The 21940-nt window shown below is 68.8% G+C and carries 18 protein-coding genes; 11 read left to right on the top strand and 7 right to left on the bottom strand.

The window, feature by feature from the left end:
• Positions 1-3: 3 nt before the first annotated feature.
• From ACFFGN_RS19275 to ACFFGN_RS19260, 4 genes are read right to left on the bottom strand one after another with little or no spacing between them, the layout of a single operon-like run.
• On the bottom strand, positions 4-1137 hold the full coding sequence (locus tag ACFFGN_RS19275; RefSeq protein WP_380049466.1) for a glycerate kinase: 1134 nt from the start codon (positions 1135-1137) through the stop codon (positions 4-6).
• Positions 1138-1141: 4 nt separating this feature from the next.
• Positions 1142-2917 carry a glyoxylate carboligase gene (gcl, locus tag ACFFGN_RS19270; protein WP_380049464.1) on the bottom strand — a complete coding sequence of 592 codons (1776 nt, stop codon included), beginning with the start codon at positions 2915-2917 and terminating at the stop codon, positions 1142-1144.
• Positions 2917-3801 (bottom strand): 2-hydroxy-3-oxopropionate reductase, encoded by an 885-nt coding sequence (locus ACFFGN_RS19265; RefSeq protein WP_380049462.1) that lies wholly within the window; start codon positions 3799-3801, stop codon positions 2917-2919. Before ACFFGN_RS19265 ends, gcl begins: the two co-directional genes overlap by 1 nt.
• A gap of 20 nt (positions 3802-3821) precedes the next feature.
• On the bottom strand, positions 3822-4646 hold the full coding sequence (locus ACFFGN_RS19260) for a hydroxypyruvate isomerase family protein (RefSeq protein ID WP_380049460.1): 825 nt from the start codon (positions 4644-4646) through the stop codon (positions 3822-3824).
• 132 nt (positions 4647-4778) lie between these two features.
• On the opposite strand from ACFFGN_RS19260, the gene ACFFGN_RS19255 reads away from it, so the two are divergent.
• From ACFFGN_RS19255 to ACFFGN_RS19210, 10 genes are all read left to right on the top strand, one after another.
• Entirely contained in the window at positions 4779-6338 is a 1560-nt protein-coding gene (locus ACFFGN_RS19255; RefSeq protein WP_380049458.1) for a PucR family transcriptional regulator, read from the top strand.
• A 141-nt stretch (positions 6339-6479) separates the two neighbouring features.
• The gene (uraD, locus tag ACFFGN_RS19250; protein WP_380049456.1) at positions 6480-8408 is read left to right on the top strand and encodes a 2-oxo-4-hydroxy-4-carboxy-5-ureidoimidazoline decarboxylase; all 1929 of its coding nucleotides are present in this window, start codon (positions 6480-6482) and stop codon (positions 8406-8408) included.
• The gene (locus ACFFGN_RS19245; RefSeq protein WP_380049454.1) at positions 8405-9838 is read left to right on the top strand and encodes a xanthine dehydrogenase small subunit; all 1434 of its coding nucleotides are present in this window, start codon (positions 8405-8407) and stop codon (positions 9836-9838) included. Before uraD (ACFFGN_RS19250) ends, ACFFGN_RS19245 begins: the two co-directional genes overlap by 4 nt.
• Positions 9835-12225, top strand: coding sequence for a xanthine dehydrogenase molybdopterin binding subunit (gene xdhB / locus ACFFGN_RS19240; RefSeq protein ID WP_380049452.1), 2391 nt, complete (start codon positions 9835-9837; stop codon positions 12223-12225). Before ACFFGN_RS19245 ends, xdhB begins: the two co-directional genes overlap by 4 nt.
• A 17-nt stretch (positions 12226-12242) precedes the next feature.
• Entirely contained in the window at positions 12243-13070 is an 828-nt protein-coding gene (xdhC, locus tag ACFFGN_RS19235) for a xanthine dehydrogenase accessory protein XdhC (RefSeq protein ID WP_380049450.1), read from the top strand.
• Positions 13067-14371 (top strand): guanine deaminase, encoded by a 1305-nt coding sequence (guaD, locus tag ACFFGN_RS19230; protein ID WP_380049448.1) that lies wholly within the window; start codon positions 13067-13069, stop codon positions 14369-14371. The genes xdhC and guaD overlap by 4 nt, the downstream gene beginning before the upstream one ends.
• A complete protein-coding gene (gene uraD, locus ACFFGN_RS19225) occupies positions 14368-14880 on the top strand; it encodes a 2-oxo-4-hydroxy-4-carboxy-5-ureidoimidazoline decarboxylase (protein WP_380049446.1) in 513 nt (170 codons plus the stop codon). The genes guaD and uraD (ACFFGN_RS19225) overlap by 4 nt, the downstream gene beginning before the upstream one ends.
• Positions 14877-15197 (top strand): hydroxyisourate hydrolase, encoded by a 321-nt coding sequence (gene uraH, locus ACFFGN_RS19220; protein WP_380049444.1) that lies wholly within the window; start codon positions 14877-14879, stop codon positions 15195-15197. The genes uraD (ACFFGN_RS19225) and uraH overlap by 4 nt, the downstream gene beginning before the upstream one ends.
• 4 nt (positions 15198-15201) lie before the next feature.
• Positions 15202-16107, top strand: coding sequence for a factor-independent urate hydroxylase (gene pucL / locus ACFFGN_RS19215; RefSeq protein WP_380049442.1), 906 nt, complete (start codon positions 15202-15204; stop codon positions 16105-16107).
• Between the two features lie 11 nt (positions 16108-16118).
• Entirely contained in the window at positions 16119-17468 is a 1350-nt protein-coding gene (locus ACFFGN_RS19210; RefSeq protein WP_380049440.1) for an 8-oxoguanine deaminase, read from the top strand.
• A 116-nt stretch (positions 17469-17584) separates the two neighbouring features.
• On the opposite strand, the gene ACFFGN_RS19205 is transcribed toward ACFFGN_RS19210, so the two are convergent.
• Positions 17585-18847: a DUF6986 family protein gene (locus tag ACFFGN_RS19205; RefSeq protein ID WP_380049438.1), complete on the bottom strand. Its 1263-nt coding sequence runs from the start codon at positions 18845-18847 to the stop codon at positions 17585-17587.
• Positions 18848-18958: 111 nt separating this feature from the next.
• Here ACFFGN_RS19205 and ACFFGN_RS19200 point away from each other — a divergent pair, with 111 nt between their 5' ends.
• Positions 18959-19723, top strand: coding sequence for an IclR family transcriptional regulator (locus ACFFGN_RS19200; RefSeq protein ID WP_380049436.1), 765 nt, complete (start codon positions 18959-18961; stop codon positions 19721-19723).
• A gap of 149 nt (positions 19724-19872) precedes the next feature.
• Here ACFFGN_RS19200 and ACFFGN_RS19195 read toward each other — a convergent pair whose 3' ends face one another.
• Together ACFFGN_RS19195 and ACFFGN_RS19190 are read right to left on the bottom strand one after the other, a co-directional pair.
• Positions 19873-21132: an RNA polymerase sigma factor gene (locus tag ACFFGN_RS19195; protein WP_380049434.1), complete on the bottom strand. Its 1260-nt coding sequence runs from the start codon at positions 21130-21132 to the stop codon at positions 19873-19875.
• A complete protein-coding gene (locus ACFFGN_RS19190) occupies positions 21129-21452 on the bottom strand; it encodes a YciI family protein (RefSeq protein ID WP_380049432.1) in 324 nt (107 codons plus the stop codon). Before ACFFGN_RS19190 ends, ACFFGN_RS19195 begins: the two co-directional genes overlap by 4 nt.
• Positions 21453-21940 lie beyond the last annotated feature (488 nt).

The following is a 21940-nucleotide window of genomic DNA, read 5'->3' as shown; positions in this document are numbered from 1 at the left end:
TGCTCATCGTAGATCTCCCCCGAGCTGATCGGCGGCGATTCGCTCACCGAGCCGCCGCAGCAACGGAACCGGGTCCGCGATACACCGCCGTACGTCGGGCTCCAGGCTGGTCAGCGCGTACGCCGCGGCGATACCGGCCTGGCTCAGTTGGGCGACTCCGAGGCGGTTCGTACCGCAGACGGCGACCACCGGAACTCCCGCCGCCCGGGCGGCCGCGGCCACACCTGCGACCGCCTTACCGTGCAAGGTCTGTTCGTCGAGCGAGCCTTCGCCCGTAACGACAAGATCCGCGCCCGCGAGTCGTTCGTGGAAGCCGACCAGATCGAGTACGAGTTCGATGCCCGGCCGCAGTTCCGCGCCCAGCAACGCCATCGCCGCGAACCCCACTCCCCCGGCAGCACCGGCACCGGGCGCCTCGCGCTGGTCGTCGCCAACCACCCGGGCGACGAGATCCGCCCAATGGGCAAGAGCGGCGTCGAGCACGTCGACCTGAACCGGGTCAGCCCCCTTCTGAGCGCCGTACGTCGCTGCAGCCCCGGCTAGTCCGGTGAGCGGGTTGTCCACGTCGCAGGCGACAACGATCGACACCTCATCCAGGAGTTCCGCGAGGGCGGTCAGGTCGAGCGATACCGCCGAAGTCAAGAAGGCACCACCCTCGGCGACGTCCGTACCGGCCGCAGAGGTCAGCCGGGCCCCGAGTGCACGGACCAGGCCGGCGCCTCCGTCGGTACAGGCGCTGCCGCCGATACCGAGGATCACCCGAGTACAGCCGCTGTCGATTGCCGCGGCCACGACCTCGCCTGTACCGCGGGAGGTCGCGGTCATCGGCGCAGGCTTACCGCCGGGCAGGCGGCTCAGTCCGGACACATCTGCCAGCTCGACGACAGCGGTGTGACCGCGCCGGGCGTAGCCGCTGTGGACCAGCTCACCGGTTGGACCAGTGGCTGTCACGGCAACCAGCTCGAACCCGGCCGCCACCGCGGCGGCGAGAGTTCCCTCGCCGCCGTCGGCCACTGGTACGGATTCGACCGCTATCTCGGAGCGACCTCGCCGTACGCCGGCACTGACCGCCGCGGCGACCTCTTCGCCGCTGAGCGTGCCCTTGAACTTGTCGGAGGCCACAATCACCTTCGCCATGCCGTCAGCCGAGCGGCGCAAGCGCGGTCGGAGCTTCCTCGGGTCGCTCGGCCAGTTCCTCGAACTCGACCACGGCGTCGATCTCGGTGCCCATCGACACGTTTGTCACCCGCTCCAGGATCACCTCGACCACGACGGGCACCTGGAACTCGGCCATCAACTTCTTCGCCTTTTCCAGCGCGGGCAGGATCTCGTCGGGCTGGAACACCCGTAGCGCCTTGCAACCGAGGCCTTCGGCAACCTTCAGGTGGTCGACGCCGTACCCGTTCACTTCGGGGCTGTTGATGTTCTCGAACGAGAGCTGGACGCAGTAGTCCATTTCCAGTCCGCGCTGCGCTTGGCGGATCAGGCCCAGGTAGGAGTTGTTCACGACCACGTGGAGGTAGGGAATGTTGAACTGCGCGCCGACCGCCAACTCCTCGATCAGGAACTGGAAGTCGTAGTCGCCGGACAACGCGACCACCGTGGAGTCCGGATCGGCCGTGGCGACACCGAGCGCGGCGGGTAGCGTCCAGCCGAGTGGACCCGCCTGGCCGGCGTTGATCCAGTGCCGTGGCCGGTAGACGTGCAGCAGCTGCGCCGCCTGGATCTGCGACAACCCGATCGTGCTGACGTAGCGGGTGTCCGGTCCGAAGGCGCGGTTCATCTCCTCGTAGACGCGTTGCGGCTTGATCGGCACCGCGTCGAAGTGCGTCTTGCGCTGCAGGGTCGTCTTGCGCTGACGGCAGTCGTCGGCCCAGGCTGATCGGTCCGCCAGCTTGCCCTCGGCCGCCCATTGCTTCGCCACCTCGACGAAGACCTCGAGCGCGGCTCTGGCGTCGGAGACGATGCTGTAGTCCGGCGCGAGCACCCGGCCGATCTGGGTCGGCTCGATGTCGACGTGCACGATCTTGCGTCCCTGGGTGTACGTCGCGATGGAGCCGGTGTGCCGATTGGCCCAGCGGTTGCCGATCCCGAGCACGAAATCCGAAGCCAGCAGGGTGGCGTTGCCGTAGCGGTGCGAAGTCTGCAAGCCGACCATGCCAGCGGTCAGCCGGTGATCGTCCGGAATGGAGCCCCAGCCCATCAGAGTCGGCACGACCGGCACTCCGACCAGTTCGGCGAACTCAACCAGCAGATCCGCGGCATCGGCATTGACCACGCCACCACCCGCGACGATCAGCGGGCGCTCCGCGTCGTTGAGCAGCGCCAGCACCTTCTCCGCCTGGGCGTGGGTCGCCGCCGGACGTGCTACCGGCAGCGGCTCGTACGTCTCGATGTCGAAGTCGATTTCGGCCAGCTGGACGTCCACCGGAAGGTCGACGAGCACCGGACCCGGGCGGCCTTCGCGCATCAGCTGGAAGGCCTTCTGGAACGTGCCCGGGACCTGGGCCGCTTCCATCACCGTGACGGCCCACTTGGTCACGGGCTGCGCGATCGAGGCGATATCGACCGCTTGGAAGTCCTCCTTCTGCAACTTCGCCACCGGCGCCTGGCCGGTGATGCACAGGATCGGGATCGAGTCGGCCGAAGCCGAGTACAACCCGGTGATCATGTCGGTACCAGCCGGGCCCGACGTACCGATGCAGACGCCGATGTTGCCCGCCTTGGCACGGGTATAGCCCTCGGCCATGTGCGAGGCGGCCTCGACGTGGCGAGCCAGTACGTGCTTGATCCCGCCGTGCCGGCGAATCGCGCTGTAGAAGGGATTGATCGCGGCGCCGGGTAGACCGAAGGCTTGGGTGGCGCCCTCCTTCGCCAGGATCAGGACTGCCGCATCCACCGCTCGCATACGTGCCATCAGCTCAGGGCCTTTCCGGAAAGACGCTCCACGCCACGCAGCAGCGCGGAGTGGTCCAGGCCGCCGTCGCCGTTCGCACGGGCCGAGGCGACCAGTTGAGCCACCAGCACTCCGAGCGGTACGACGACGCCGGCCTCGCGGGCGGCCGCGGTGACGATGCCCATGTCCTTGTGATGCAGGTCGATCCGGAAGCCCGGCTCGAACGAACGCGAGAGCATGTTCGCCTGCTTCTGGTTCAGCACCGCCGAACCGGCCAGTCCGCCACCGAGCACCTCGAGCGCGGCCAAGGTGTCGACGTCGTACGCCTCCAGGAAGACCAGGGCCTCCGACAACGCCTGGATGTTGGCCGCCACGATGAGCTGGTTCGCTGCTTTGACCGTCTGGCCCGAACCGCTCGCGCCAACGTGCACAACGGTCTTGCCGACGGCGTCGAACAGCGGCTTGGCGACCTCGAAGTCGCCTGTCTCGCCGCCGACCATGATCGACAGCGCCGCGTTCTGCGCACCGGCCTCGCCACCGGACACCGGCGCGTCGAGAATCCGGAAGCCGTGCCCCCGGGCCTGTCGCGCGAGTTCAACCGTGACGTCGGGCCGGATGCTGGAGAAGTCGATGATCAGGGTGTCGGTCTGGGCGTTCTGGAACACCCCGCCCGGTCCGGCCAGCACCAGCTCGACATCAGGTGAGTCCGGCACCATCACGCAGACCACGTCCGCGCCCTTGACCGCGTCGGCGATCGAGGTCGCCACCCGGCCTCCTGCCTCGGCCAGCGGCTTGGCCCGGTCGGGGTCCAGGTTGTAACCGGCCACCTGGTGTCCGGCGTTCGCGAGATGCACGGCCATCGGGCTGCCCATGATGCCAAGGCCGATAAATGCGATACTCGTCATGTCTGAATCTCCAATACTGATCAGCCGGCATGGCCGCGTTGTTCGCGCGGCAGCCAGCCGAAGCTGTCGAGGGTGCTGGTGGACGGCTTGTACTCCAGGCCGATCCAGCCGGAATAGCCCCGCGCCGCGAGCGCGGCCAGCTGGGCTTGCAGCGGAAGTGACCCGGTACCGGGTTCGTTGCGCCCGGGCGCGTCGGCGAGCTGGACGTGGGCGATCCGGTCGGCGTGCACCGCGATCACCTGGTCGACGTCGTCACCGTTGACCGCGAGGTGGTAGAGATCGGCCAGCAGCCCAACGTTCCGTACGTCGCACGCCGCCTGGACCCGATCGATCACGGACAGCGCGTCAGCGGCGGTACGGAGCGGATAGCGCTCGGCGCCACTCACCGGCTCCAGCAGAACGGTCGCGCCGATCCGGGCCGCGGCCGTGGCGGCCAGGCTGAGGTTCTCGACCGCGAGCTCGTCTTGTTCGCTCGCGGAGTGGCCGCCCTCCCGGTTGCCGTAAAGGGCGTTGAAGGCGCGGCAACCGAGCCGTTCACCGATGCCCACCGTGACGTCGATGTTGGCGCGGAACTCGCTGGATCGCTTCGGCCACGACACCAGCCCTCGATCGCCGCCAGGCATGTCTCCGGCGAAGAAGTTGAGGCCGGTGAGCCGTACGCCGGCCGTGCTGATGGCGCTGACGAAAGCGTCGAGCTCGGCGTCGGCGGGAACCGCCTCGGCGAACGGCCACCAGAACTCGACGGCCTCGAACCCCGCGTCCTTGGCGGCGGCCGGTCGTTCCAGTAGGGGCAACTCGGTGAACAGGATCGAGCAGTTCACGGTGTAGCGGAGCTCGGCATTCATCGCACCTCCTGTATTCCGTATCGTGGAAACTCTTTTCTGTTCTGCGAAAGGACGATAAGTTGCCCTGAGCTAGGGCGTCAAGCGCGCAAGCGTTGTACGTTCCTCCAAGGAGCTGTTGAAAGGAGGTGCGTCGTGCTGCTGTGCGAATTGGTCGACGCGCCAGCGCTGGGACTCCGGCTGCTGCATTCCGCCCAAGGTGCGTACGACCGCCCGATCGGCCGGCTTGTCACCACCGATCTGCTGGAACCGGGCAACTACCTCAACGGCGGCGAACTGGTCCTCACCGGGCTGGTCTGGCGCCGCAGCGCCGCCGACAGTGAGACCTTTGTGGCCTCGGTGGCCCGCCGGGGCGCCACCACGATCCTGGCGGGCAAGGCCTTGCTCGGCGCGATCCCGGACGACCTGCTGCAGGCGTGCCGTCGCCACCAGGTCACCCTGGTGGAGGTGCCCACGGAGGTCGCCTTCGCGGACGTCACCGAGTACGTCGCGGCCGCGGGTTCCGCCGACACGGGCGCACGCTTGTCGGCGAGTCTGGTCCGCCAGCGTCAGTTGCTTTCGGCAATCGCCTCCGGCCGCAGCCTGGACGAACTCGCCGCCGGTATCGCGAGCGACATCGGGCACGACTGCCGGGTGATCACGTCCACCGGCCGGCACGTCGTGCCAGGGCCGAAGGAGCTGGACGGCCCGACTCTCGACGTGCTCACCCGGCGCTTCCTCACCGCCGAACGCACGCCCGCCGTGGCCCACGCGGGCGAGTCGTCGTACAGCGTCTTCCCGGTCGGATCGGGCCTGGGCAACCGGCTGACCGCCTGGCTGCTGGTGGTCGACGGTGATCACAGTTCGTGGCCGCGCGACCACGTTGAGGCGGTGCAGGAATTGTGCGCAATCGCTGCCCTGGATCGCGTTCGGCGCGATGAGGGCCGCCTGGCGTTACGGCCTTTGGTGGCGGACGCCCTGGGCTTGCTGGAGTCTGGCGGGCCGCTCGCCGAGGTCACAACCCGGCTGCGGCAAGCGGGCGCGCAATCGGATCGGCCGATGGTTGTCGCCGTCGCCGAACTGATACCGGCGCACCCTGGTCAGGCGGCTTCGGAGGACCGGCCGACCGAGGTGGCCGTCAGCGTGTTCGAGGATGTCGCGCTGACCGTCGGTCCCGCGATCGTGGCGCCGGGCCGGGACGGGCTGCTGGTCGGATTGTTGCCGTCATCCCCCGATCTGCCCGGGATGCTGCGGCGATCTTTCGGCCGGCTCTCGCCTGGTCTGGCCCGAGCACGGCTCGCGATCGGCGTCAGCGGTGAGACGACTGTCGACGCGTTGGCGGGTGCGCTGGAAGAGGCCCGGTTCGCCCACCGAGCCGCCCGAGCCGGTACGACGCCGGTGTCCGTGGTGACGTCTGACGAGGTGGCCTCGCACGTACTGCTGCTCGCCACCGTGCCCGACGACGTACGGCGGACCTATGCCCAGCGGGTGCTCGGACCGGTGCTGGACCACGATCGCCGGACCAAGGCCGAACTGATCGCCACGCTGCAGGAATTCCTCGCCTGCTCGGGTTCGTGGTCACGCACGGCCGAGTCGCTGCACCTGCACGTCAACACCGTTCGCTATCGCATCGAACGCGTAGAGCAACTGACCGGACGCGATCTGTCGACGCTGGAGAACCGGGTCGACGTGTTCCTGGCCCTGAAGTCGCTCTGATCCACCGAATTTGGATGATCCTCCAGTCCTGGCCCCGATCCGGCGGCCGAACTTCGGAGGTTCATCGATAGCCGTCGACATCGGCCGAAGCCCAAGCTGTCGTGCAGGTCAGATCCGCCGCGACCCCTTGGAAGGTGCCCGATGAAGGCAGTCCCGCGACCCAACCGCCGCGCCGGCCGTCACCCCGTCGACGAAGTGCTGTCCCCCGGGCGGCTCGCCGTTTACGGCACCCAGCACGTCCTGGCGTTCTACGCCGGCGCGGTGATCGTACCGATCCTGTTGGCGAACTCGATCGGGCTCAGCACCGAGCAACTTGTGCACCTGATCAACGCCGACCTGTTCACCTGCGGTATCGCCTCGATCATCCAGTCGGTCGGATTCTGGAAGGTCGGTGTCCGGCTGCCGCTGCTGCAGGGCGTGACGTTCACGGCGGTCTCCCCGATGATCGCGATCGGCCTGGCCGCGGGTGGTGGCACCGACGGCCTGCTGGTGATCTACGGCGCCGTACTGGTGGCCGGCCTGTTCACCTTCCTGATCGCGCCGTTCTTCAGCCGGTTGATCCGGTTCTTCCCGCCCGTGGTCACCGGCTCAGTCATCACCATCATCGGCTTGGCGCTCCTGCCGGTCGCAGCTGGTGACGCCACCGGCGGCGCGGGTCCGACATCCGACCCGACCAGCGGCAAGAACCTGGCGTACGCGCTCGGAACCCTCGCGTTGATCGTGCTGATCCAGCGGGTCTTCAAAGGCTTCATGGCCACGGTCGCCGTCCTGGTCGGCCTGGTTGCGGGAACGCTCGTCGCCTGGGCCTTCGGGGACGCCCACTTCGACGCGGTGTCGGACTCGGGCTGGGTCGGCGTCACCACACCGTTCCACTTCGGCTGGCCGCAGTTCTCGATCGCGGCGATCATCTCGATGGTCGTGGTCATGCTGATCACCGCGGTCGAGACCACCGGTGACGTGTTGGCAACCGGTGAGATCGTCGAGAAGCGGATCACCCGCGACGACATCGCCCGGGCCCTGCGCGCCGACGGCCTGGCGACCACGATCGGCGGTGTCTTCAACTCCTTCCCCTACACGTGTTTCGCCGAAAACGTCGGTCTGGTCCGGCTCACCCGGGTCAAGAGCCGCTGGGTGGTCGCGGCGGCCGGCGTCATCATGATCCTGCTTGGCCTGGTCCCGAAGGCGGGCGCGATCGTCGCGGGCATTCCGCACCCGGTCCTGGGTGGCGCCGCCCTCGCGATGTTCGCCACCGTGGCCGTGGTCGGCTTCCAAACACTGGCGAAGGTGGACTTCCACGACCACCGCAACGTGGTCATCGTCGCCACCAGCGTCGGCCTGGCCATGTACGTGACCGCGCAGCCTCAGGTCGCCCAGGCCGTGCCCGGCTGGGCCGAGATCATCTTCGGCAGCGGTATCACGCTGGGCAGCCTGACCGCGATCGGGCTCAACATCCTGTTCCACCACGTCGGCAAGGACTTCGGTCCCGCCGTGGCCGGTCAGCCCGGCAGCAGCACGGTCCGCCTCGACCAGGTCAACAAGATGAGCCGCGACGAGTTCGTCGAGACCTTCACCGGCCTGTTCCAGGGACCGCGCTGGATGGTCGAACGCGCCTGGGAACTGCGGCCGTTCACCGACACCCACGCGCTGCGCCGCTCGTTCCAGGAGGCGCTCTTCTCCGGCTCGCACGAGGAACAGCGTCAGCTGATCGAGGCCTATCCGCAGCTCGGTTCGCAGTTCGTCGCCGACGGCCTCAGCGGCGAGGCCTCACTGCGGGACCAGTCCGCCCGCGGTCTCACCTTCCTGGCCGAGCCCGACCGCGACGAGCTGACCGCGATCACCGAGGCGTACCGCGAACGGTTCGGCTTCCCGCTGGTCATCTCGGTGCGGGACGCGGAGTCGTTCGACCGGATCGTCGAGCAGGGCCGGGAACGGCTCGGCAACTGCGAGAACCAGGAGCACGCCGCCGCCTTGCTGGAGATCGCGAAGATCGCCGGCTACCGGTTCGACGACTTCCTCCAGGACGCGAATCCCATTCACAGTGCAAGGACCCGCTGGAGCAGCAACCGATGAGTACGACGATCAAGGTCAACGGTGCCGACCTCGCCATCGACGGCGTGCCGGTGCACACCACCGCGCTGGACTGGTTGCGCGACCGGGGATTGACCGGGGCGAAGGAAGGCTGCGCCGAAGGTGAGTGCGGCGCCTGCTCGATCCTCGTCGCCCGGCCCGGTATCGACAGCCCGACCGAGTGGACCGCGGTGAACGCATGTCTGCTGCCGGTCGCGTCCCTCGACGGCCAGGAGGTTGTCACCGCCGAAGGCCTCGGGTCCAGCAACGCCCTGCACCCGGTGCAGCAGGAACTGGCCGTGCGAGGCGGCTCGCAGTGTGGCTTCTGCACTCCCGGGTTCGTGTGCAGCATGGCCGCGGAGTACTACCGTCCCACCCGTGGAGCCGGAGCCTGCGACCACGAGCACGGACCCAACGGGTTCGACCTGCACGCGCTGAGTGGAAACCTCTGCCGGTGTACCGGCTACCGCCCGATCCAGGACGCGGCGTACGCGCTGCGCGATCCGGAGGCGGACGACGCGCTCGCGGCCCGCCGTACGGCGCCTCCTCCTCCGCCCGCGACTACCAGGCTCGCCGGCGCCGGGGCGGAGTTCCTCAGGCCGGCGGCGCTGGACGACGTACTGGAGGTTCTCGCCGACCGCCCGGAGGCGCGGATCGTGGCCGGGTCGACGGATGCCGGGGTCGAGGTCAACCTGCGCGGCGTACGGGCGCCGTTGGTGGTGGCCGTGGATCGGCTGGCCGAGCTGCGGGAGTTCTCGTTCGGGCCTGACGAGGTACGGATCGGTGCCGCGTTGACGTTGAGCGAGATCGAGCGGTTGCTGGCCGGGCGGGTACCGCTGCTGGCGCAGATGTTTCCGCAGTTCGCCTCGCGTCTGATCCGCAACGGCGCAACGATCGGCGGCAACCTCGGTACGGCGTCACCCATCGGCGATACTCCGCCCGCCTTGCTCGCGCTGGACGCCTCCGTCGTTCTGGTGTCCCGTCGTGGCGAGCGAGTGGTCGCGCTCGCGGACTACTTCACCGGTTACCGGCAGACCTTGAAGGCGCCGGACGAGCTGATCCGGTCCGTACTGGTCCCGTTGCCGCTCGCACCGCTGACCGCCTTCCACAAGATCGCGAAGCGCCGCTTCGACGACATCTCGAGCGTCGCGGTCGGCTACGGGATCGACGTCGTGGACGGGTACGTGCGCCAGGCCCGCATCGGCCTGGGCGGAGTGGCGGCCACCCCGCTTCGCGCCCGGGCGACCGAGGAGGCCCTGACGGGCAAGCCCTGGACCGAGTGCACTGTCCGGGAGGCTGCCGCGGTGATGGCGGCCGAAGGCACTCCGATGGACGACCACCGGGCCAGTGCCTCGTATCGCTCGGCGATGCTCGGCCAGTCGCTGCTCCGCTTTTTTGCCCAGCACCTCGAGATCGAGGAGGTCAGCGCATGAGCTCGCTGTCCGAACGCCCTCAGCAAGCCGTTGTCGGCCTGCCGCTACCGCACGAAGGTGCCGCGCTGCACGTCACCGGCGAGGCCCTCTACACCGACGACCTGGTCGGCCGGACCCGCGACGTACTGCACGCCTGGCCGGTCCAGTCCCCGCACGCCCACGCCCGGATCACTGCGCTTCGCGTCGACCCGGCGTACGACGTACCGGGCGTGGTCCGGGTCCTGACGGGTGCGGACGTGCCCGGCGTGAACGACGCGGGCGTCAAGCACGACGAGCCGCTGTTTCCTGCCGAGGCGATGTTCCACGGGCACGCCATCTGCTGGGTGCTCGGCGAAACCCTGGAGGCGGCGCGGCTCGGCGCGGCCGCCGTCAAGGCCGACTACGAACCGCTTCCGTCGCTGGTGGGCGTGCGTGAAGCGATTGCCGCAGGCAACTACCAGGGCACCGGACGGCACCTCGAACACGGTGACGTCGACGCGGCGCTGTCCGGGGCGGCGCACGTGTTCCACGGTGAGTTCGAGTTCGCCGGCCAGGAGCACTTCTATCTGGAGACACACGTCGCGTTGGCCCAGGTCGACGAGGCCGGGCAGATCTTCGTACAGAGCAGCACGCAGCATCCGTCGGAGACGCAGGAGATCGTCGCGCACGTGCTCGGGGTGGCCAGCCACGCGGTGACCGTGCAATGCCTTCGCATGGGTGGCGCCTTTGGTGGCAAGGAGATGCAGCCGCACGGTTTCGCGGCCATCGCGGCTCTCGGTGCGACGCTGACCGGGCGTCCGGTCCGGCTGCGGCTCAACCGCACGCAGGACCTCACGATGTCCGGCAAGCGCCACGGATTCCACAGCCAGTGGCGCGCGGGCTTCGACAACGACGGGCATCTGGTCGCGCTCGAAGCCACGCTGACGGCCGATGGCGGCTGGAGCCTCGACCTGTCGGAGCCGGTCCTGGCCCGCGCGATGTGCCATATCGACAACGCGTACTGGATTCCGAATCTGCGCGTCGACGGCCGGATCGCGAAGACCAACAAGACCTCGCAGACCGCCTTCCGTGGCTTCGGTGGACCGCAGGGCATGCTCGTCGTGGAGGACCTGCTGGGCCGGTGCGCACCACTGCTCGGGTACGACGCGATGGAGCTGCGCCGGCGCAATCTCTACCAGCCGCACCACGCAACGCCGTACGGCCAGCCGGTTCGTCATGCCGATCGGTTGGAGACCTGCTGGAGCGAGGTACGGCGGACCGGGGAGATCGAGCGCCGCCAGGCGGCGATCGAGCGGTTCAACGCGAGCCACCCGCACGCCAAGCGGGCGGTTGCGATGACGCCGGTGAAGTTCGGGATCTCCTTCAACCTCACCGCCTTCAACCAGGCCGGCGCGCTGGTCCACGTCTACAAGGACGGCTCGGTGCTGATCAATCACGGCGGCACCGAGATGGGCCAGGGTCTGCACACGAAGATGCTGCAGGTCGCGGCGACCACGCTCGGCGTACCGCTGGAACGCGTCCGGCTCGCGCCCACCCGTACCGACAAGGTGCCGAACACCTCCGCCACCGCGGCCAGCTCCGGCGCGGACCTCAACGGCGCGGCGATCAAGAACGCGTGCGAGCAGATCCGGGCCCGGCTCGCGCCTGTCGCCGCAGGCCCGCTCGGAATCAGCCCGCACGACGTGCGCTTCGTCAACGGCCGCGTCACCGGGTTGTACGCCGGGGACGATCGCCTGAGCTGGGAAGACGTCGTTCATACCGCGTACCACCAGCGGGTTCAGTTGTGGGCGGCCGGCTTCTACCGCACCGAGGGCCTGCACTGGGACGCGGCCGCGATGCGCGGCGAGCCGTTCAAGTACTTCGCGTACGGCGTCGCGGCCGCCGAGGTGGAGGTCGACGGATTCACCGGCGCCTACCAGCTGCGCCGGGTCGACATCGTGCAGGACGTCGGCGACAGCCTCAGCCCGTTGATCGACGTCGGCCAGATCGAAGGCGGATTCGTGCAAGGCGCGGGCTGGCTGACGTTGGAGGACCTGCGCTGGGACGAAAGCGACGGACCGAACCGCGGCCGGCTCGCCACCCAGGCCGCCAGCACGTACAAGTTGCCAAGCTTCTCGGAGATGCCGGAGGTGTTCAACGTCCGGCTGCTGGAGAAGGCACATGAGGACGGCGCGGTCTACGGCTCGAAGGCGGTCGGCGAGCCACCGCTGATGCTCGCCTTCTCCGTGCGCGAGGCCTTGCGCCAGGCCGCGGCCGCCTTCGGTCCCGCCGGCACGAGCGTGGACCTGCCGTCGCCGGCGACTCCCGAGGCCGTCTATTGGGCCCTGGAGCAGGCGCGATCCGCCGGGCAGCTCAACGAGCTCGACCTGCACGGGCTGCGTTCCCCGGCCAGGCTGAGTGGAGTGTGAGGGCCGAGATGGAATGGATGCGAGCGGTTCAGGGTCTGCGCGAGCGACGCGCTCCCGGCGTACTGGTCACGGTCTTGTCGGTGCGCGGGCATGCCCCGCGTGAGGCCGGCGCCAAGATGGTGGTCGGGGCGGAACGCACGTGGGCGACCGTCGGCGGCGGCAATCTGGAGGCGGTCGCGATCGACCGTTCCCGGGCCTTGCTCGCGAGCGGCGGAACGGACCCGGAGGTGCTGGAGTTCGCGCTGTCGGACAAAGCGCCGTACCAGCAGGCCGTGCAGTGCTGCGGTGGTGAGGTCAAGCTGCTGCTCGAACCCCTGCCGGTGGTTCCGTCGGTCGCGATCTTCGGGATCGGGCACGTCGGTCTCGAACTCAGCCGCATCCTGGCGCGGCATGACCTGGAGCTGCACCTGGTCGACTCGCGGCCGGATCAGCTCGCCCCGGAACGGCTGTCCGTGCTCGACGACGCCATCGCGAACGTGCACGTGCACCACGTCCCGGTACTGCCCGAACTGGTGGTCGCCGAACTACCGCCGGGCACGCACGCGCTGATCATGACCCACGACCACGCGGAGGACGCCGCACTCTGCGACGCCGCCTTGCGCAGCGGACAGCTGGCCACGATCGGCCTGATCGGGTCCAGCGCGAAGTGGTCCCGGTTCCGCCGCAAGCTCGCAGAGGACGGCAACCCGCCCGACGCGATCGCCAAGATCACCACTCCCATCGGTCTGCCGGGACTGCCCGGCAAGGAGCCGGCCACCATCGCCGTCAGCGTGGCGGCCTGGCTGCTCCACCTATTCGTTGCCGAGCGCAACTCCGCGCCGGCTCACCGTGAGGCAACCGCATGACGCTGTTCCGAGGCACGTTCCTCGACACCCCGCAGAACCCGTTCACCGGTGGCACCCTGCGCGTCGACACCGACGCCGCCCTGCTGGTCGAGAACGGCCTGATCACCGCCCGCGGCCCGTACGCCGAACTGCGCCGGGCCCATCCGGCCGAGCAGGTTGTCGACCTGACGGGCGGGCTGGTCCTGCCCGGATTCGTGGACACCCACGTGCACTTCCCGCAGATCCGCGCGGTCGGCGGCATGGGCATGCCATTGCTGGAATGGCTCGACCGGTACGCGCTACCCGAGGAAGCCCGGATGGCCGACGACGCCTACGCCGCCGGGGTGGCCGGCGAATTCGTTCGAGGCCTCGCGGCGGCAGGAACCACCAGCGCGCTGGTGTTCGGCGCTCACTTCGCGTCTGCCGTGGACACGCTGTTCACCGCCGCCTCGCAGGTTGGCCTTCGCGTCACGAGTGGGCTGGTCGTGAGTGACCGGCTGTTGCGCCCGGATCTGCTCACCACCCCGGCACGCGCCTACACCGAGTCGCTCGCGCTGGCATCGCGCTGGCATGGCGTCGGCCGCAACCGGTACGCCGTCACTCCCCGCTTCTCACTCTCCTGCACGGACGACCTACTCGCCGCGTGCCAGACCGCGCTGGACGAGATACCGGGCGCGCTGTTCACCTCGCACCTCAACGAAAACGAGGCCGAGATCGCCACCGTGACCGAACTCTTCGACGGCAGCGACTACGTCAGCACGTACGACCGGCACGGCCTGGTGAACCACCGGAGTGTCTTCGCCCACAATGTCCACCCGACCGACGTCGAGTTGAAGGTGCTCGCCGGCAGCGGCGCGACCGTGGCCCATTGCCCGACCAGCAACGCCGTACTGGGCAGCGGGTTGTTCCCACTCGGGCGGCATCTCGACCACGGCGTCCGCGTCGCGCTCGGCTCGGACGTGGGTGCCGGCACTGGGTTCTCGCTACTGAAGGAAGGCCTGCAGGCGTACTTCTGCCAGCAGTTGCTCGGGGATCGCGGACACCCGCTCACCGCGGCGCATCTGTTGCACCTGGCAACAACGGCCGGTGCCGAGGCGCTTGGTCTCAGCGCGGACGTCGGCGACTTGAGCGTTGGCAAGCGCTTCGACGCCCAGCTGCTGCGTCCGGCCGAGGGCTCGCCGCTGGCCGTCGGAATAACTCACGCCGCCGACGCGGAGGACGTGCTCGCCCGGGTCTTCACGCTCGGCACCCCAGCCGACGTACGGGCGGTCTGGATCGACGGCGAGCTGTTGCAGGTAGGCGACTGGAGGTCCGACCGGTGAACCTGGAGGAATTCAACAACGCTTCCGCCGAACGATTGCGTCCGATGGTGGCCGCCTGCTGCGACGTACCGCGCTGGGTGGCGGGCCTGCTCGACGCCCGGCCGTACGACGACGCCCGGGCGCTCGTCGCGGCCGCCGACCAGGGTGTACGGGACCTCGACGACGCCGAGGTCGATCTGGCGCTGGCGGCTCATCCGCGCATCGGCGATCGCCCGGACGGGGACAGTACGGAGGCCTCGTGGTCCCGCGGGGAACAGGCCGGTGTCGGCGATGACGCCGAGGTTCGTACGGCGCTGGCGGCGGGGAATCGCTCGTACGAGCAACGGTTCGGCCGGGTCTTCCTGATTTGTGCGACTGGGCTCTCGGCCGAGCAGATCCTCACCCGGCTGCGCGAGCGGCTCGCGAATGACGAGACCACCGAGGCGGGCGTCGTACGGGACGAGTTGCGCAAGATCGCCGTACTCCGTCTCGCCAAAGTCGTCGACGTCGGCCAGGAGGTGCCGGCATGAGCACGATCTCGACGCACGTCCTGGACACCGGCTTGGGGCGGCCCGCTTCCGGTGTTCCCGTCCGGTTGTCCCGAGAAGGCTTGGAAATTGGGGCGGGCACCACGAACGAGGACGGGCGGGCCACCGATCTCACGTCCGGCGAGCTCCAGCCCGGCACGTACCAGCTCTGGTTCGATGTCGCCGCCTACGCGGCCTCGTCCGGCCAGGACATCTTCTTTCCCGAGGTCACCGTGACCTTCACGATCACCGGCGAGCAGCACTACCACGTCCCGCTGCTGCTCAGTCCGTTCGCGTTTTCCACTTATCGAGGGAGCTGATCCGATGGCGATCCACCTGGGAGCCAACCAGTACGGCAAGGCCGAAAGCCGGGTCGTGCGCATCTACCGCGACACGCCCCGGCACCAGATCCGCGACCTCAACGTGTCGTCCGCCCTGCGCGGGCGCTTCGAGGACGCGCACGTCACCGGCGACCAGCGCGACGTACTGCCCACCGACACCCAGAAGAACACCGCGTTCGCCTTCGCCAAGGAGAAGGGCGTCGGCGCGATCGAGGACTTCGCGCTCACCCTCGGCGGTCACTTCCTCGACGCCGCCCCCGCGGCCGACGGCGCCCGGATCGAGATCGAGGAGTATCCGTGGCAGCGGATCACCGTCGACGACACCGGTCACGACCACTCGTTCGTCCGGTCCGGCAGCGGTATCCGGACGACCGTGGTCAACGTGCAAGGCCGCGGCGACGACCGTAAGGCGTACGTCGTGTCCGGGATCAGCGATCTGGTGGTGCTCAAGTCCACTGGCTCCGAGTTCCACGGGTTCCTGAAGGACCGGTACACCACGCTGCCGGAGACCAACGACCGGATCCTCGCGACCTCGCTGGTGGCCCGCTGGCGCTATGACCACACCGAGGTCGACTGGGACAAGTCGTACGACGGGATCAAGGCGCTGCTGTTGTCGGAGTTCGCCCGGATCCACAGCTTCGCGTTGCAGCAGACCTTGTACGGCATGGGTGCCGCCGTACTCGAGCAGCATCCCGAGGTCGCGGAGATCAAGTTCTCGGCGCCGAACAAGCACCACTTCCTGGTGGACCTCAGCCCCTTCGAGATCGACAACCCGGGCGAGGTGTTCATCGCCGCGGACCGTCCGTACGGCCTGATCGAGGCCACCGTGGTCCGGGACGACGCGAGCGATGCTGGCAGCGCCTGGCACGCCGTACCCGGTTTCTGTTGACCGGTGCATCGATGACCACGGCAACGATCGTCATCGACGGCGCGCAGGTGGTCACGCTCGACCCGGCGCGGCGCGAGTTCACCGGCCATGTTGTTGTCGAGGACAACCGGATTGTTGCCCTCGGCCCCGGACCGGCTCCGTCGTACGACCGGGCTCGGGTGGTTGACGGCCGGGGGTGCCTGATCACTCCCGGCTTCGTGAACACCCACCAGCATCTGTATCAGTGGGTGACTCGGGGGCTGGCGGCCGATGCCACCTTGTTCGGCTGGCTGACCCAGCTGTACCCGATGTGGTCCCGAATCGACGAGCAGTCCGTGCACGTGGCGGCCCTGGGCGCGTTGGCTCAGCTCGCGCGCACGGGATGCACCACCGCGGCAGATCATCACTACCTGTTTCCGCACCCGAGCGGGGATCTGCTCGAAGCGGAGATTCGCGCCGCCGCCGAGGTGGGACTGCGGTTCCACCCGGCGCGCGGTTCGATGGACCTCAGCGAGAAGGACGGTGGACTGCCGCCCGACTCGGTGGTGCAGGACCGCGACGAGATCCTGCTCGCGACCGAGGCGGCGATCGACCGCTGGCACGATCCCGCGCCGGATTCGATGCTGCGGATCGTGGTCGCGCCCTGTTCGCCGTTCAGCGTGACCGGCGAACTCATGCGGGAGGCTGCCGAACTGGCCCGGCGCAAGGGCGTCCGGTTGCACACGCATCTGGCCGAGACCACCGACGAAGGCGACTGGTGCCACGAGCGATTCGGCTGCACGCCATCGCAGTACGCCGAGGAGCTCGGCTGGACCGGACCGGACGTGTGGTTCGCGCACGGCATCCACTTCGACGACGCGGAGATCAAGCGGCTCGGTCAAACCGGCACGGGGATTGCGCACTGCCCGAGTTCGAACGCGCGGCTCGGGGCGGGGATCGCGCGGGCGGCCGATTTACGGTTGGCGGGTTGCCCGGTCGGCCTCGGCGTGGATGGTGCCGCGAGCAACGAAGCCGGCAGTCTGCTGGAGGAAGTACGCCACGCTTTGCTGTTCGCCCGGGCCCGTGGCGGGCCGCAGGCACTGGGGGTTCGCGCGGCGTTGGAGATGGCGACTCTGGATGGCGCGCGCATTCTCGGTCGCGAGAACGAGATCGGCTCGATCGAGGTGGGCAAGCTGGCCGATCTCGCCGTCTGGCGGCTCGACACGCTTGCGCACGCGGGTATCACCGATCCGGTGGCTGCGCTCGTTCTCGGCTCTCCCCCGCCGCTGGAGCTGCTGCTGGTCAACGGCCGGCCTGTGGTCGAGCATGACGCGGTTGTCACTCTTGACGAGTCCACCGTGGCTGCCGAGGTAGCGCGAACCCAACGCGCGCTGCTTCGCTGATCCCTTTGCAACGAGTGGACGCGTTTTGCCGCTGCGAGGCTGCCTGCACCTGACAGGTAGCGGACGAGCGGCAGAACGCGTCCACTCGTCGCAAAGAGAACCCGGGGCGGTCTGGTCTAGGAGCGGATCGATCGTCGGGCGAGGGTGGCGAGGCCGGTGGGGTCCACGCCGATCAGGCTGTCGATCTCGGCCTGGTCGACAGCGCCGCATTCGACCGCCCGCAGGAGGAAGCCGGCGAGCGCGGCGGCCGTCGCGGGTTCATCAAGATAGCCCGAGTCACCGTTGCCGACGTACGCGCGCAACCGGGCAGCAGCCGGCTTAAGCCCTTCCCGATAGAACAAGTAGGTGGCGGCGAACCGGCTCGGCAACTGGCCCGGATGCATGTCCCACCCCTGGTAGATGCCGCGCTCCAGCGAACGCCGTACCAAGCGCGAGTGCAGCCGCCAGGCAGCCCGCACCGCCTCACGATCACCGACCGGGAGGACGTTGGTCGAGCCGTCGGAGACGAAGACGCCCGTGCCCGCCGCGGCCAGTTGCATCACGTCCTTGGCGTGATCCGCGACCGGATGCTCCATGCTCTGGTACGCCGCGGCGACACCGAGCGAGGCCGAGTAGTCGTACGTACCGTAGTGCAGACCAGTGACCCGGCCCGCGCCCGCGCTGATCATCGGTACGACCAAGGCCGTACCGTCCGGGCCGAGGATCGCTTGCGGCGTTTCGACCTGGATCTCGAACTTCAGCGAGCCCGCCGGCAGGCCCTGAGACCGCTCGACCGCGGCCAGCACGACCACCATCGCCTCGACCTGCTCCACCGACGTGACCTTCGCGAGCGTGACGACAAACCCCTCCGTCAACGCCCCGGCGCCGGCCAACTCGCCAACGAACAGGTCAAGGGTCCGTACGCCGCGACGGCGGCTCGGCGCTTCGAGGGACTTGATCCGCAGACCGTGGTACGGCGGCGCGGAGGCGGTTCTGACGGATTCGGCCAGTGCACGCGCGGCAGCGATCGCCGCGGCGTCTTCCTGCTCGTCGGGTCTGGTTCCGTAGCCGTCCTCGAAGTCGATGCGCAGGTCCTCGATCGGCTCCCGCACGAGCTTGGCCTGCACCCGCTCGTACACCTCGACAGTCAGCTCGGGCGGCAACTCCAGCGCCTCGGCCAACTCCGCCGCCGATCCGCCATGGCTGGCCAGAATGTCCCTCGCCTCAGCGGCCCAACTCGCAACCGTGCCCGCGTCGTACCGGTCGGCAGGCACGTAGACGGTGTGAACTGGTTGCCGTGCGCCACGATCGCCTGGGTAACGCGCGGCCAGTTCGGCGTCGGCCCCGGCCAGGCGCCGGTCCAACTCGTCGGCCAGTGCGCGGAGATCGCTGATTTCCATAATGCGGATATTAGTATCTACAATGCGGATGTCGCAAGATCCGTCACCCTTCCGTGATATGGCGCTAAACTTCCGTCATTCGGAAGCGGGCGAGCGACGAGGGACGGCGAAGTGGCGGAAGAAAACGGCGTCAAGGCCCGCTCGGGCAGCGTGCAGTCGATCGAGCGGGCGTTCGGCCTGCTCGAGATGATGGCCGACGCGGGCGGCATGATGGGCCTCTCCCAGCTCGCCACCGCCTCCGGCCTGCCGCTGCCGACGATCCACCGGCTCGTCCGCACGCTGGTCGACCTTGGCTACGTGCGCCAGGAACCGTCGAGGCAGTACGTGCTCGGCCCCAAGCTGATCCGGCTCGGCGAGACCTCCTCGCACATGCTGAGCGTCTGGGCCCGCCCCCATCTGGCGCGACTGGTCGACGAACTGGGCGAATCGGCCAACATGGCGATGCTCGACGGCGACCAGATCGTGTACCTCGCGCAGGTCCAGTCGCGGCACTCGATGCGCATGTTCACCGAGGTGGGTCGCCGGGTGCTGCCGCACTGCACCGCCGTCGGCAAGGCGATTCTCGCGCAGCTACGCGAAGCCGAAGTGCGCGATCTGCTGCAGCGCACCGGAATGCCGAAGCACACCGAAACCACCATCACCGATCCCGACGAGTTCACCGCGCAGCTGCGCAAGGCCCAGACCCGGGGCTACGCCACGGACGAAGGCGAGCAGGAACTAGGCGTTCGCTGTATCGCGGTAGCAGTACCCGACGTCGCATCCCGGCTCGCCATGTCCATCTCCGGCCCGGCCGGCCGCATGTCCGAAGACCTAGTCACCCGCGCCGTCCCCCTCCTAACCCAAGCCGCCCAAGCCCTCTCCACCGACCTCCGCTAGCCCGCTCTCTCACCGACGGCCGGCATGGGAGCGGCCCGGCGCGTGGGTATCGCCGCTGGGGTGACTGTGAGCGTGCGCGGCTATGGGCCGGGGATGCCGAGCCGACGTGGGAGGCGTATTTCGGGGCGATTCGTGACACGGCGTCGCGATCAGCCCTGGGCCGGGTGGTCGTGGGATGGCGTGGCTAGTTGGTCGCGGCGGCGGGTTAGGTAGGCGGTTTCGGCGGTGTTGCCTGCCAGTTCGATGGCCTTGTTGTACGCCGTACGGGCTTCCTGGCTGCGGCCCATCCGTCGCAGCAGGTCGGCGCGGGTCGCGTGGTACGCGTGGTATCCGGCCAACCGTTCCGCCAGCCGGTCTACGGCCGCCAGGGCCACCTCCGGGCCGTCCAGCTCGGCGACCGCGATCGCCTGGTTGAGCGCGACGATCGGCGAAGGGTCGAGCTGGACCAACTGGTTGTACAGGGCAACGACCTGTGACCAGTCGGTGTCGCGTACATCGCGGGCATAGGTGTGTACGGCGCTGATCGCGGCGAGGACCTGGTATCGCCCGGGCGGCACCCCGGCGGCGAGGCGCTCGCGCACCAGCCGATGGCCCTCGGCGATCAGCGTGGCGTCCCACGCGCCACGGTCTTGCTGGTCAAGTGGCACCAGTTCGCCGGTGGCGGAGACCCGCGCCGTACGACGCGCCTCGGTCAGCAGCATCAACGCCAGCAGGCCGGCCACCTCGCCGTCATCCGGTAGCAAGGCCCGGATCAACCGAGTGAGCCGGATCGCTTCGGCGGTGAGGTCCTGCCGTACCGGGTCGGTGTCCGGGCCCGTCGCCAGGTAGCCCTCGTTGAACACGAGGAACAGGACGGCCAGTACGCCGGTGACGCGGGCCGGGAGATCCTCCGCGGACGGCACCCGGTACGGAATGCGGGCCGCCTTGATCTTGGCCTTCGCACGGGTGATCCGCTGGCCCATGGCCGTTTCCTGCACCAGGAAGGCACGGGCGATCTCGGCCACGGTCAAACCGCCGAGCATGCGCAGGGTCAACGCCACCCGGGTCTCCATCGCGAGCGCGGGATGGCAGCAGGTGAAAAGCAGGCGGAGCCGGTCGTCGTCGATGGCGCCGAGCGGCTCGGGCGGATCGTCGTACATCAGCTGAGCCTCCTTCTGCTTGTCACCGCGCTTGCTCTCACGCCGAATCCGGTCGATGGCCTTGCGGTTGGCGGTGGTGATCAGCCAGGCGCCGGGATTGGGCGGTACGCCGCTGTCCGGCCAGCGCGAAACCGCCGTCGCGAACGCCTCGGCCGCCGCCTCCTCCGCGATGTCGAGGTCGCCGAAACGCCGGGTCAAGGTGGCGACCACCCGCGCCCATTCCTGGTGGTGGGCCTGGGTGATCGCCGCGCGGACGTCGTACTCGCTCACAGGACCGGCCGCAGCTCGACTCTCCGGTTGCAGTGCTTCGATCCCTCGGCGGCGAGCTTCAACGCGACGTCGAGATCGGGCGCTTCCAGGATCCACAAGCCGGCCATGTATTCCTTCGACTCCAGGAACGGGCCGTCGGTGAACAACGGCTCGCGGCCCCGGTTGTCGATCACCGTGGCCGTACTCGGCGCGGCAAGTCCGGCGGCGAAGACCCAGTGGCCCTCGGCAACAAGCCGGTCGTTGAACGCGTTGACAGCCGTCATCTCGTCCGGGGTGGCCGAGCCGGTCTTGTCGTCGATCACGGATACCAGGTACTGCATCGGCCCATCTCCTGTACGTCGGGACGCCCCTCGCGGACGCTCACTCACCCCTACAACGAACCCCACCCCCATAATCCGACACCCCGATCCGAACTCCTCCCAAACTCGCCCACCACGAGCCCTCGACGCGCCCCGCGCCGCGCCCCGCGCCGGGGCCACGACGGGCGGCGACGGGCCGCGACGGGCCCCGCGACGGGCCGCGACGGGCCCCGCCGGGTATCCCGGCGCCCACCAGCGCGCTCCTTATTCCGAGGGTCGACCGTCGGAATGGGGGGTGGACTCGTCAGATCTGGCACGTCCACCCCCTGTTCCGACGGTCGACCCTCGGAATTGGCCCTGCGCCTATGCGAACCGGCCAGCGGCGCACGCCGGGTAAAGGCCCACGGCAACCCGGCAGCGGAAACCCCGGCAACGCGGCAGCGGGCGGTTGGCGGTACCGGTTGGGGTTGGCGGCCAAGGCACGGAAGAAACTTTGGGAAGTCGTGAAC

Source organism: Kribbella deserti (genome assembly GCF_042434725.1).
Taxonomy (GTDB): domain Bacteria; phylum Actinomycetota; class Actinomycetes; order Propionibacteriales; family Kribbellaceae; genus Kribbella; species Kribbella deserti.
This window is presented reverse-complemented; position numbering and strand designations above follow the sequence as displayed.